Here is a 13,918-nt window from a genome sequence, read left to right as displayed (position 1 = left end):
TATGCTTAATCAGGTCACAGTTGATTACGATTTTAACGCTTTTGGTGCATGAAACTTTCCCAAATCATACCCATTGTTCTGCTTGCTTATTTGCTCCTCGGTGCTGCTCCATCGTTGCCGAAGTTATACGTCATTGGCGACAGTATTTCGATGCGATACGGGCCATTCCTGGAAAAATACGTACAGGGCGTTTGGCAGTACGATCGGAAAAGTGATGATGGACAGGCCGCCAAAAATCTGGACGTACCCGTCGGAGCCAACGGGGGGGATTCCCGTATGGTACTGGAATACCTGAAGTTGAAAGCGCCCGACAAGTCCTTTCAACCGGATGTATTGCTCCTGAACTGTGGCCTGCACGACATTAAACGAAATCCGGAAACGAACGCGATTCAGGTAGATTCGGCCAGTTATCGCAAAAACCTGGAAGCCATTTATCAACTGCTTCATAAACGGAATATCCGGCTGGTATGGATGCGTACCACTTCGGTGGAGGACGAACGGCATAACACCCGCTCGAAAGCGTTCAAACGGTATGCCCGTGATCTGGATGCCTACAATGCCATTGCGGATGACGTAATGCGGAAACATGGCGTTTCGATCATTGACCTGTACACCTTCACGCGGAGTCTGGGCAGCGAGCATTTCGTGGATCATGTGCACTACGATGATTCGGCTATGCAATTACAGGCGGGCTACATCGCTGGTTTTTTACAAGGCCTGCTTCCCTTAACGCCTAAACGAAAATGAGCCTACTCAATCACTCTATTCTCGCTGTAAGTCTTCTCAGTATAAGCCTGCCAACAGCTTTTGGCCAGGCTCCTCCCGAACCCAAAGGTTTTCGGGAGATCGGGCAGTTGCGTCCGCGATCAGCGAAAGAAATCAATGCCTCAACCTGGTCCATTGGGGGCGAAACCCTGGATCGCGATTACACCGATTATCAGTCCTATAAACCGTATCTGGGGCCATTAGGCGCTAAACGTATCCGATTGCAGGGCGGCTGGGCCAAGTGCGAGAAAGTAAAGGATGAGTATGAGTTTGCCTGGCTCGATGCCGTTATCCCGGATGCTCACGCACGGGGCGTATCACCCTGGGTCGAGTTGTCGTATGGCAACCCGCTTTACGCGGGTGGTGGCGAGCCGAAGTTAGGCGGCCGGATTCCAACGTCGGAGGAAGGACTCACAGCCTGGGATAATTGGGTGAAAGCCATCGTGAATCGCTATAAAGCTCAGGTGCCAGAGTGGGAAATCTGGAACGAACCGGATCTGAATAAAGAGAATACCGGCGACGAAGTGGCTGTATTTTACATCCGAACGGCCAGGCTGGTGAAGTCGATTCAGCCCAATGCCAAACTGATTGCGCTGGGTATGGCCGGGGTGCCACGCGAGACGTTCATGAAACCTTTCCTGGACAGGCTCAAAAAGGAAAACGCGCTCAATCTGATCGACATTCTAACCTATCACGGCTATGCCGCGAATCCTGATGAATCGTACCCAAAGATCGAAGAAATGCGCAAACTGGTTTGGAGGTATAATCCAAACGTTATTTTCATGCAGGGCGAAAACGGTGCTCCGTCAACGGCAAGTGCCGTCACTATCGGGGCACTACGACAGTACGACTGGACCGAACTTAGCCAGGCCAAATGGGATTTACGCCGAATGCTGGGCGATCATGGCCGGGGTATCGCAACCAACCTGTTTACCATCAGCGATATTCACTACGCAGCGGGCGACCATATGACGGGTGTCAATACAAAAGGCTTGCTAAAAACCAACCCCGACAAAACCATCGACCGGCCTAAACTAGCCTACAAAGCGGCCCAACATGTATTTACTACGTTCGATGACCAGCTTGAGCTTCTTGATAAAGCCAGACCGACTGTCAGCCAGGCAACCGTATCCGCTTTTCAGTACCGCCACCGGAAAAATGGGGGCAGCCTTATTACGCTGTGGAGTGGTGAAGCGCGACCCGCCGAAACCTATGAGCCGAAGTTGACCGACGTAACGATTGAAGGGAAATTTATTACGCCTGTTCTGGCCGATCTGATCACAGGACGTGTGTATGAGATCCCGAAAAGCGGCTGGAAAAAATCGGGCAATAGCTACACATTTACCGCCATTCCGGTGGTGGATTATCCCCTGGTAATTGCCGAAAAGTCGGCGTTATCGCTTACAACGCCTACGGGTCAATCGGCCAATCCGAACTTTAACTATCTGGGAAAACTAACCCCAAAACAGTCACGCGATATTCGTTCGTCTAACTGGTCGGTGGGGGCCGAATACATGGACCGGGATTACACGGTTTACGCCAACTGGAAAGACTATCTGGGCAAACTCGGTGTCAAAAAAGCGCGCATTCAGTCGGGCTGGGCAAAGTGCGAGAAGGTGAAGGGACAGTATGATTTTGCGTGGCTGGATGAGATTGTGAACGACATGGTGAAACAAGGCGTAACGCCCTGGATCAATCTGTCGTACGGCAATCCCATTTATTCGGGCGGGGGTGGTACTACGCTGAATGCAGCAATTCCCTACTCGGGCGAAGCATTGGAAGGCTGGAAGAATTACGTGGCCGCTATCGTCAATCGCTATCGCGATAAGGTAACTGAATGGGAAATCTGGAACGAACCAAACTATAAGATTGCCATTCCTGATTATGCCGACTTCTTTATTACGAGCGCCGAAACCGTCCGATCAATACAACCTAAGGCACGTATTATTGCGTTTGCCCTCGGCAGTGGAGTCGATTACAAATTCGCCGATAACGTACTGAAAATCCTTAAGGAAAAAGGCAAGCTCGATTTAGTAGACGAAATCAGTCATCACCGGCACATTGCAAATCCCGACAACCGGGAACCCGAGATCGAACTGGAGAAGGTTGTGGCCAAATACAATCGGAGCGCTGGTCTTCCGAAAATCCGGATTCGTCAGGGTGAAGCTGGTTGCCCGTCGGAGTGGAATAAAAATTTCGCCATGAACAACTATCCCTGGACGGAACTGACACAATCAAAACACATTCTGCGCCGACTGCTAACCGATTTGGGCCATGATAAAGAGTCGTGCTGCTTTACGATCATGGATGCCAAAACCCCGCAGGAATGGAACCATAAAGGATTGCTTCAAGCGAAAGAGGATATGACCGTGGCCTATGCCAAACCCGCTTATTACGCGTTTCAGAATCTGATTTCGGTATTCGACGACCGCCTGGGCCGCTTAGATACGTATCCGTATTCGGCTAAAAAAGAGGATAACAGCAGCCTATCAGTATATGCCTTTGCGGATAAAGCCAGCCAGCTTCAGGCCGTAACGGTCTGGATCAAAGACAACGTACCGTCCAACAACAACGAGCAAATCCTGTGTGATCTCACCTTTGCCAATGCCCGGTTCAAAAACCCGGTTTGGGTGGATTTGATTGCCGGAACTGTGTATGAAATTCCGAAAGATAGCTGGCGGAAAAAGGAGAATCTATTTCGTCAGATTCCGCTCTACGATTCACCCATTCTGATTGCCGACCGATCGATCATTAGCCTGTCTGAAAACCAATAAGTTCTAACGCGTCATGAACACAACAAGGGCACGAATACCCTATCTTCTGCTGGCAGCCCTCCTGCTGCCTGGGCGAATGATGGCCCAGCAAGAGCCAGAAGTGCCCTTGTATCCAAACGGTGTTCCAAACTCGGTGGCCAGTACACAGCCCGAAAAACGGACATACGATGAGACTGGACGGTTGACAGCCGTATCCCATGTGCTTGTTCCGCGATTGATCGTTTACCGGGCTGCCTCCCCCAATGGGACAGGTTTGATCATCTGTCCGGGTGGTGGCTACCGGAATCTGAATACCGAAAATGCCCGGTTCATCGCCCAGCGACTCAATCAATGGGGCATTACAGCCTTCGTTTTAACGTATCGGTTACCCACCGATGGCCTGATGCAGGATCGGGCAGTGGGACCGTTTCAGGATGCTCAGCAGGCACTTCGTATAGTGCGTCAGCGGGCAGCGGAATGGCAGCTTCAGACCAGGCGGATCGGTATCCTGGGTTCTTCGGCGGGTGGCCACGTAGCCGCTATGGCAGCAACTCAGTTTTCAAAGGTGTTTGAGCTGGGGAAAGACACTACCGCCTTACGGCCCGATTTTCTGGTCTTATGCTGGCCTGTCGTCAGCTTCCGGCCCGACATTGCCCATCAGGGTTCGGTAAAAAACCTGCTGGGCGATCATCCAGCCGCCGGGCAACTGGCCGATTACTCACCTGAAGAACACGTAACAGCCGCTACACCTCCGACATTCCTGGTCCATGCTGGTGATGATCCGACGGTGACATTCAGTAATAGCATCCGTTTTTACGAAGCGCTCAAAAAGGTGAATGTACCTGCCGAACTACACCTCTACGAAAAAGGAGGTCACGGCTTCGGCATCAAACCTGACCTACCCGATTCCTGGATGACGCAACTGGAAATCTGGCTGCGCAATCGAGGCTTTTTACATCGGTCCTGATCAGGAAAAGACATACGTAAACTATAGTCCGAATACAACTAACAATAAGATGGAAACGCCCGGTTATCAACGCATTAAGGAAGCATCGCTGAACTTCGTCAACGCCATGAAAATTGGCGATAAACCCGGTGTGTACCGCAAAGAAAAGGACGAAGGTGAAAGCTTTTACGGCTCCTATCATGCCGCCCATGTGCTGGATTTATTTGGTGAATTACAGAACCGACCAGCCGCCGATCTGGATAGCTGGGCGAATCAATTCCAGAGTCGGCAGACCGAACAGGGTTTTTTCTCAGGAAAAGCCTCGGAATTCAATCGTTTCCGGACGCTGGACGAACTGGAACCCGTCTGGCATTACACCCGTGGGAACATCTGGGCGCTCCGCATGCTCGATCGTAAGCCCGAACGGGAACTTCGCTTCCTGGAGCCGCTGCTCAATGCCGACCGGCTGTACCGCTGGGTAAAACACTACGACTGGCGTAATTCATGGTCTGCAGGTAACCAGGTGTTGGCTGCCGCTACGGCTCTGTTTGCGCTGCGGGATTGGTTTGGGGCATCGGAAGTGGATTCGCTGATGGAGAAAGCGATGTTTCCGGCGCTCGAAGAATTGCAGGACAGCCAGACCGGTTACTGGGGGACGCAGTTCGGTGCAGATCGCGCGAATGGTTTATTTGGTACCATTCACGTCGTGCCCATTTATTTCGCCTTAGGTTGGCCACTTCGGCACCTGGAACGTTCCATCGATTCAACACTGGCTTGCCAGTTACCCGATGGTTCGTTCTGGCCAGGTGGCTCTGACTGCCCCGATTTCGATGGGGCCTATCAATTAGTTAATCTAGCCTCATTGACTGACTATCGTCGGGACGATGTTGAAGCGGCTTGTCGTCGTTATCTGGCCCATGCGCTTCAGCATGAAAGCCCGGATGGCGTTGGCTGGTTGCTGCATCGTCGGGATAGCCAGCCAAAAGACTGGGTGCCGCGCCCTCACTGGATCTGGCAGGAAGGCGAAACGTCTGCCCGGGCGGAACTACGCGACGAAGACCCAAATCGCACCCACATTATGCTGGGTTCCTGGTTTTATCCACTTTCCATCGCGCTGGTAAGCCACCTGCTCGGCGACACCGGCTATGAAGGCCCGTATCACTTTAACAGTCATTCATTACACGTCTGCAATGTGTTCAACGAACCATTGAATTACCCCTAAATCCCCTGAAGGGGACTTTTTTCAAGCATAAGCAAAGTCCCCTTCAGGGGATTTAGGGATAATGCTCAAACCTAAACCAACGTATGGAAAACAACCGCCGTAATTTTCTAAAGACACTCTCAGTGCTTCCGTTATCGACTTCGTTAACGGATATAAAATCGGGCTTGGCAGAATCAGTAACGCCTGCGAGTGATAATCCAGCCGTTGCCCCCTTGAAAAAAATCGGGACGGTTCGCTTGAAAAAGCCAGGCGAAATCAAAAACTCACCCTTCGGTATCGGCTGCGAAACACTTGATCGGGACCTGTGGAAGCCCAAAGAAGTCTATCCCTGGGTCGATAGTTTGCCGATCAAATGGGGACGGCTGCAAACGGGCTGGGGACGGGTTGAACGGGAAAAGGGGAAGTATGACTGGGCCTGGCTGGATGAGAGTGTAGATGGCTTAATAAGTCGGGGTGTAACGCCATTCTTCAATGTCAGCTACGGCAACACGAATTACATGGCGGGGGAGGTTGGGTATCATCCGCTGGACTCGCCCGAAGCAAACGAGGCCTGGAAACGCTACGTGACCGCCCTGACCAAACGTTACAAGAACAAGATCAGGCATTACGAAATCTGGAATGAACCCAATCTGGCGGGGTTCTGGAGTCCGGATAAACCCAATCCGCAAAAGTATGTGCAACTGGTGCGGGAAACGGCACCCATAATCCGAAAAAACTGCCCTGGAGCGGTTATCGTAGGGGGTGTCGTTTCGCAGATGCCGACCTACTACATACAGGAAATGCTGAAGGTCGGTCTGGCCGATTTGATCGACATTTTTTCGTTCCACCCCTACACAACCATCCCTGAATCGTATTCGGAGCGTACGGTAGCGCTACGCAAATTGCTGGACCAGCACAATCCGAAACTCAAAATCTGGCAGGGCGAAAACGGCTTTCCATCCGACCCAAACAGCACGGGTTATGGTGGAGAAGGGCCCTGGACGGAAACCATTCAGGCCAAGATCATGCTGCGACGGTTGCTGACGGATTGTTCGCTGGATATCGCCATGACGCTTTGGTTTCTCATTGTTGATCTGCATGACTACCCAAAAGGCTCCGGGAAGGTGAATTACAAAGGCATCCTGCGGCAAAAGCCAGAGGTTACACCCAAGATTGCCTACAAAGCGCTGCAACACCTGGGCAGCCTGGTTCACGGCGACGTACGCACCCGCAGTTCAATTGTACACGCCGTGGCCGGTAATGAACCCGCTACCGAGAAAGAGTATCGCCTGTTTGGGAATGGGTTAAAAAAGAGTCTGGACGGTATTTGTACAGCGGTTCTGAATACGGATAACGGAACCGTTTTTGCCTACTGGTCGGGAGCCAAAGCGGCCGACCAACCAGCGGCCCGCACGATTCACGCATTTTTCTGGGACTGGGAAGGCCGGGGCTTTACTGAACCCGTTCTGGTCGATCCAATCTCGGGTGATATTCTCGAATTGACGGAACACGAAAAAATATACGATAAAGACAAATGGCGAGTGGATGCGGAGGCTCAGGTATTTCGGCAATTGCCGTTGCAGGACTATCCCATGCTGATTATGGAAAAAAGTAACGTGGTGTGAATAATTACCCCTAAATCCCCTGAAGGGGACTTTGTCTAAGCACGAGCCAAGTCCCCTTCAGGGGATTTAGGGGTAAAACCGAAACCAATCATGGATAATAATCGCCGTACCTTTCTAAAGACCTTATCCGTCCTTCCGTTATCGACTTCACTAACCGATCCAACATCAGGATTGGCCGAGTCAACAATGCCCGTGAGCGATGGTTCTGCGTCTGCACCGTTGAAAAAAATCGGCACCGTTCGTTTGAAAAAACCAACCGAAATCAAAAACTCACCCTTCGGTATCGGCTGCGAAACACTTGATCGGGATCTGTGGAAACCGAAAGAAGTCTATCCCTGGATCGACGATCTGCCGGTCAAATGGGGACGTTTGCAGACGGGTTGGGCACGGGTAGAGCGCGAAAAAGGCAAGTACGACTGGGCGTGGCTGGACGAAAGCGTGGATGGCTTGGTGAGCCGGGGTGTAAAGCCATTCTTTAACGTGGGGTATGGCAACACGAATTATCAGGAGGGCGAAGTTGGCTTCTATCCATCAACGGCCAACCCCGTGGCCAATGCCGCCTGGCAGAAATTTGTGGTGGCCGTTGCCAAACGCTACAAAGGAAAAGTACAGCACTACGAAATCTGGAACGAGCCGAACCTGTCGGGTTTCTGGAAACCAGATAAGCCCGACCCTAAAAAATACGTGCAATTAGTACGGGAAACGGCGCCGTTGATCCGAAAAAATAACCCGGACGCCATCATTGTCGGCGGTGTGGTTTCGCGAATGCCCATTCTGTACGTGCAGGAATTATTTAAAGCAGGATTAGCGGACTTGATCGATATTTTTTCGTTCCACCCCTACACAACCTTGCCCGAAGCTTATACCGAGCGGACGAAAGGACTACGCCAGTTAATTGACCGCTATAATCCGAACATCAAGATCTGGCAGGGCGAAAACGGCTTCCCATCTGATCCGAATAGCACCGGGTTTTCGGGCGAAGGCCCTTGGACGGAAACTATTCAGGCCAAAGTCATGCTACGTCGGTTGCTCACCGATTGCTCGCTGAACTTGCCGATGACGTTGTGGTTCCTGATCGTCGATCTGCACGATTACCCAAAAGGATCAGGCAACACGAATTACAAAGGTATTCTGCGGCAGAAGCCCGAAATCAAGCCTAAAATCGCTTATAAGGCGCTACAACATTTAGGTAGTCTGGTACATGGTGACGTACATACCCGCAGTGCTACGGTCAATACGTTGTCGGGAAAGGAATCCGCAACGGAGAAAGAATATCAGGCGTTTGGCAATGGAACGAAAAAGAGTCTGGAAGGCGTCTGCACCGCTACGTTGAACACCGATAATGGTCTGGTGCTGGCCTATTGGTCGGACCAAAAAGCGGCCGACAACCCGCCCGCCGACAGCGTTCACCTGTTCCTCTGGGATTGGGAAGATCGTGGCTTTACACACCCGGTTCTGGTTGACCCACTATCCGGTGAAATCCTCGAAATTCCGAATCAGGAGAAGCTATTCGACAATGACAAATGGCGGGTTGGTGCCGAAGCCCAGATTTTCCGTCAGCTTCCGCTGTACGATTATCCTATGCTAATCATGGAAAAAAGTAACGTAACTGGGTAACCTAACCCCCAAAGTCGCCCGCGACCCCTAAATCCCCTGAAGGGGACTTGGTTCGCTCATAGACAAAGTCCCCTTAGGGGATTTAGGGGTGAAATTCAAACCCATCAAAACTAAATGTCATACGCAACGCACTTATTATTCTGCCTGCTTTTTACGACCAGCGCCTTTGCTCAGAAACCTTCTGGGGTTTGGGATGTGCTGGCGTATGGAACCAAAGGTGATGGCCAAACGATGGATACCAAAGCTATCCAAACGGCTGTTGATCAATGCCATACAGCCGGAGGAGGGAAAGTATATCTGCATAATGGTACGTTTCTATCAGGTACGATTTACCTGAAAAGTAATGTAACGCTTTACCTCGACGCAGGGACTACGTTACTAGGAAGCCCTAAAGTCGCTGACTTTCCAGACCAGACCTCCGATTACCCAACCTACGACGAACATCCGCTGACCAGCAAAGCCTTAATCTACGCAGAAAACTGTCGAAACATCAGTATCGAAGGGCGAGGAACCATCGACGGACGAGGTGATATACTCGACAACCGAGGTCCCAATGATCCGTACCTGCGCCCATCATTTAAATACCGCCCGCGAATCCTTCACATACGGGGTTGTGAAAACGTCCTGATCAAAGGAGTAACGCTACAGAACTCGGCTTCCTGGGTGCAAACCTATCAGGCCTGTAAAAACCTGGTGATTGATGGCATTACGGTAGACAGCCGGGAGAACAAAGACGTTGAGAATCCGAATCGCGAACACGCCGTTAAGCACCGAAATACAGACGGCATGGATTTGGTCGATTGCGAGCTTGTGCGCGTGAGCAACTGTTTTATTACCAGTGGCGATGATGGCATCTGTATCAAAAGTTTTTCGCCCGACAAAGTTTGCCGGAATATCAGCATCACGAATTGTCACGTCAGTTCCGGGGCTAGTGGCATCAAGATTGGCACCGAAACCGCTGGTCGTTTTGAGGACATCGTCATTCAGAATTGCACCGTATTCGATACCTGGGGGGATGGTCTGGCGATTATGACGGTAGATGGCGCTCAGATAAAGCGTGTAACAATCTCAAACATTAGCCTGCGGAACATAAAACGCGCCGGAATTTTTGTTCGACTCAACACCCGCAACAAGAAGTTCGGTACAAACACAACCAACAATACACCGGCTTTGCAAGACATCCTGATTACCAATATCCAAGGGAGCCGACTGGCCGCTTTGGGATGTTCAATTACGGGCCTGCCCGACTATCCGGTTGAGCATGTGACCCTTCGCAATCTGAACTTCGAATTCGAAGGGGGAATTACTGGGTTTAAGCCAACTGCGGTACCTGAAAAATCAGATGCTTACCCGGTTGGAACGATGTTCGGTACTACGTTGCCTGCGTATGGGTTTTACGTTCGGCACGCCCGAAACGTTACGTTCGATCAGGTACAGTTGCGCTTCGCGAACGAAGATCAACGACCGGCGATGGTTTTCGATGATACGGAAGAGCTGGAAATTAGGGGCTTAAAAGCGCAGAGTGTAGCGCAAACACCGGAACTGATTCGACTTATCAATACCCGTAAAACGCTTATTGCCGATTCGCGACCAACGGCAGCTGTTACCTCATTTCTATCGATTTACGGTGATAAATCATCCGCTATTGCCTTGATAAATAATCAGTTGGGGCAATCAGCGCAAATGTACTTTTTAGAAGCCCCATCCTTAAAAGCATCCGTCAAAGAATCTGGAACCATCCAGTAATCGGTTAAACTTCCCTGCTTCCATGAATAGCCTAGCCACTATCTTTTTTTTCTGCCTGATGCTCACGACGGCCGGTTTTTGCCAGAAACCCACCGGTGTATGGGATGCCTTTGCGTATGGGGCCAATGGTGATGGTAAAACGATGGATACGAAGGCTATTCAACTAGCTATCAACCGCTGCCACGAAGCGGGCGGTGGAAAAGTGTACCTGCACAACGGCACGTTTCTGTCGGGTACGATCTACCTGAAAAGTAACGTAACGCTCTACGTCGAAGCGGGGGCTACCTTGCTGGGGAGCGCTAACGTAGCGGATTACCCAAGCATTCCCTCAAACTATCCGACCTACGGAGGGGAGCTGGTGACGGATAAAATGTTCATTTACGCGGAAGACGCGCACAACATTTCAATTGCCGGACGAGGGACGATAGATGGTCGGGGCGATGAGTTTAACGGGCCTTATCTGTCGCCTTCCTTTAGTGGCAGACCCCGTATACTCCATTTTCGGAACTGTGATAACCTACAGGTTCGGGAGGTTACGCTGCGCAATTCGGGATCGTGGGTGCAGTTTTACCAGTCGTGCCGGAACATGGTCATTGACGGAATTACAGTCGACAGCAGGGAAAATAAAGACATCGAAAAATCCCGTCATGCGGACGCCAAAGGCCGAAATACAGACGGGATGGATCTGGTTGATTGCCAGGTTGTGCGCGTTTCCAACTGCTTCATTACCAGTGGCGACGACGGCATTTGCCTGAAAAGCTTATCACCCGGCGAAAGCTGCCGCGATATTACCATTACCAACTGCATTGTTAGTACCAATGCGTCGGGCATCAAGATCGGCACGGAAACAAGTGGAGCCTTTGAAGATATTACCGTTCAAAATTGTACGGTTTTCGACACCCGCGTCGATGCGATCAGCCTAATGACCGTAGACGGTGCCCGTATTGAACGGATCAACATCTCGAACATATCGGTACGTAACGTAAAAGGCACTGCCATTTTCGTTCGACTGGGTGCCCGAAACCGGACGTATCGAAAAAATGCCAAAGCGGCCACGGGCATCTTAAAAGATGTGTTGATCGAGAATGTGCAGGGGACCCGGATTGGCGGCTATGGTTGTTCTATTACGGGAATTCCGGGTTTCCCCGTCGAAAACATAACCCTGAAACAAATCCGGCTTCGGTTTGATGGAAGCAACAAACCTTTACTGGGCGACGATGATACCCGCAAACCCGTACCCATCGCGCCACCGCCTGTTAATCAGGTGGTCCCTGAAAAAACGGATGCCTACCCACGCGGTGAAATGTTCGGCCGATTACCGGCTTACGGTTTTTACATCCGGCACGGCAGGAATATAGTTCTGGACAATCTTACGCTCGATTACGCTGACGAGGAAAACCGCCCGGCCATTTTCGCCGAGGACGTCGATACGCTGGAAGTCAATGGTTTGAAAGCGAAGCAAAGCCCGGCTGTTACGGAAGTAGTGCAGCTTAAAAACGTTCGAAATTCTCCTAACATGCCTAAATCAAACTAACCGTGCAAACGCTACAACAACTGGATTACTGGGCCATTGCCATTTACATGCTCCTGATGGCGGGCATTGGGCTGTTTTTAGGGAAATTCGTCAAAAACATCGGCGATTATTTCAAGGGGGGGAATGCCATTCCGTGGGTGTCGGGGGCCATCAGTAACTTCATGACCAAGTTCAGTACGTTTATCTTCGTGGCCTATGCGGGGATTGCCTACCAACACGGGTTCGTGGCCCTGACGCTGATCTGGAGCACCGTTTTACCCGCCTTACTGGGCGTAGCCATCTTTGCCAAACGCTGGCGACGGGCGGGGATCATGACCCCCATGGAGTTTCTGGAAACCCGCTTCAATGCGCCTGTCCGGCAAACGTTTTCCTGGATGGGCGTGCTCTTCAAGATTCTGGACAACATGGTCCGGTTGTATGCGCTGGGGCTGTTTGTGAAAGCAGCCACGGGCCTCTCGCTGGAAAGCTCCATCCTGGCCTGCGGAATCATTGTCGCGCTTTATACGGTGGTCGGTGGGTTATGGGCCGTGGTCGTGACGGATGTCGTGCAGTTTATCATTCTGATCGTTGCTACGTTGATTCTGGTCCCGCTGACGATCCAGGCGGCTGGTGGCTTGCCTGGTATGATGGCCGCTATTCCCGATCATTTCACCTGGTTCAACGGGCCGAAGGGAATGCCACTGTACCTGATGGTATATTACCTGATGATTCTGGTTAAATACAGTGGCAACTGGACGTTTATTCAGCGGTTTTACAGCGTCCGCGATGAACGTGCCAGCCAGAAACAAGGGATGCTGACGGCCGTATTTTTCTTTCTGTTCCCTGTCATTTTTTTATTCCCATCCATTGCAGCTAAAGCCCTGATACCGAACCTTGAAAACCCGGAAATGGCGTATGTAAGTGTCTGCCTGAAACTGTTGCCCGAAGGGATCATGGGCCTGATGGTAGCCGCCATGTTTGCCGCTACGATGTCTGTCCTGAGTGGCGAATACAACGTAACGGCGGGCGTTCTGACGCGGGATATTTACCAGCGACTGTTCAACCCCAAAGCGGCCGACAACGAAATGCTTTGGGTAGGGCGATTAATGACGCTGGTTCTGGGCGCACTGGTCACACTGGGTGCGTTGTATGTAGGGGGCTTCGGCGGTGCGTTTGAAGCGAATAAACTCTTTACAGGCCTGTTCGCCATTCCAATGACTTTGCCGCTGGTGCTGGGCATTGTCCTGAAACGACCGCAACCCTGGGGCGCGTTTGCTACCCTGGTTGTTGGTGTGGCTTTAGGGCTGGTACTCAACGCTATGCCGCAGGTTTCGTGGGAATGGGCTACGTTGATCGAAATCATTTCCTGCGTAGTAGTATTCCTTCTTTCGGGCGTCGTCGTTTCGCAAAATGATGCCTATCGCCAGCGTGTCGAAGCCTTCTTTCGTCGCCTTCGCACACCCTTGACTGAAGCCGAAAAGCCCGCCGAAAATCCAGGCTTTATGCAGACCATGAACCGGTTATATGCCGTCGCACTGGTCGTAACCGGTAGTTTATTTATGGCCATGAGCCTACCCTCGCTGGGCGAAACCAGTGGCCGGGTCGCTATGGGTGCCGGACTACTCTGCCTGGTCCTTTCAGCAATAATTTGGTATCGAGCCAGCCGACCGATTCCCGGCGCACCGATCAAAAACACAACGCATCGCCAAACACCCATGGGCACAACGGTCAATGAGCATTAAAAAATGAACG

9 protein-coding genes are annotated in these 13,918 nt (G+C 51.4%); all 9 read left to right on the top strand.

The window, feature by feature from the left end:
• Window positions 1-48: 48 nt before the first annotated feature.
• The 9 genes from EXU85_RS26270 (at window position 49) to EXU85_RS26230 (ending at window position 13,908) form a co-directional block, all read left to right on the top strand.
• Window positions 49-747, top strand: a complete 699-nt coding sequence (locus tag EXU85_RS26270; RefSeq protein WP_142774932.1) for an SGNH/GDSL hydrolase family protein — start codon at window positions 49-51, stop codon at window positions 745-747.
• The gene (locus EXU85_RS26265) at window positions 744-3,539 is read left to right on the top strand and encodes a hypothetical protein (RefSeq protein WP_142774931.1); all 2,796 of its coding nucleotides are present in this window, start codon (window positions 744-746) and stop codon (window positions 3,537-3,539) included. The genes EXU85_RS26270 and EXU85_RS26265 overlap by 4 nt, the downstream gene beginning before the upstream one ends.
• A 13-nt stretch (window positions 3,540-3,552) precedes the next feature.
• Window positions 3,553-4,485 carry an alpha/beta hydrolase gene (locus EXU85_RS26260; protein ID WP_142774930.1) on the top strand — a complete coding sequence of 311 codons (933 nt, stop codon included), beginning with the start codon at window positions 3,553-3,555 and terminating at the stop codon, window positions 4,483-4,485.
• A 49-nt stretch (window positions 4,486-4,534) separates the two neighbouring features.
• Window positions 4,535-5,686, top strand: a complete 1,152-nt coding sequence (locus tag EXU85_RS26255) for a hypothetical protein (RefSeq protein ID WP_142774929.1) — start codon at window positions 4,535-4,537, stop codon at window positions 5,684-5,686.
• An 83-nt stretch (window positions 5,687-5,769) separates the two neighbouring features.
• Window positions 5,770-7,290 carry a hypothetical protein gene (locus EXU85_RS26250; RefSeq protein ID WP_142774928.1) on the top strand — a complete coding sequence of 507 codons (1,521 nt, stop codon included), beginning with the start codon at window positions 5,770-5,772 and terminating at the stop codon, window positions 7,288-7,290.
• 90 nt (window positions 7,291-7,380) lie between these two features.
• A complete protein-coding gene (locus EXU85_RS26245) occupies window positions 7,381-8,907 on the top strand; it encodes a hypothetical protein (protein WP_142774927.1) in 1,527 nt (508 codons plus the stop codon).
• Window positions 8,908-9,021: 114 nt separating this feature from the next.
• Entirely contained in the window at window positions 9,022-10,653 is a 1,632-nt protein-coding gene (locus EXU85_RS26240) for a glycoside hydrolase family 28 protein (protein WP_142774926.1), read from the top strand.
• Between the two features lie 22 nt (window positions 10,654-10,675).
• On the top strand, window positions 10,676-12,187 hold the full coding sequence (locus EXU85_RS26235; RefSeq protein WP_142774925.1) for a glycoside hydrolase family 28 protein: 1,512 nt from the start codon (window positions 10,676-10,678) through the stop codon (window positions 12,185-12,187).
• Window positions 12,188-12,189: 2 nt separating this feature from the next.
• Window positions 12,190-13,908 (top strand): sodium:solute symporter family protein, encoded by a 1,719-nt coding sequence (locus tag EXU85_RS26230; RefSeq protein ID WP_142774924.1) that lies wholly within the window; start codon window positions 12,190-12,192, stop codon window positions 13,906-13,908.
• Window positions 13,909-13,918 lie beyond the last annotated feature (10 nt).

The sequence above is a fragment of the Spirosoma sp. KCTC 42546 genome, assembly GCF_006965485.1.
Classification (GTDB): domain Bacteria; phylum Bacteroidota; class Bacteroidia; order Cytophagales; family Spirosomataceae; genus Spirosoma.
The sequence above is the reverse complement of the archived record's forward strand: the minus strand, read 5'-3'. Positions and strand labels throughout refer to the sequence as shown.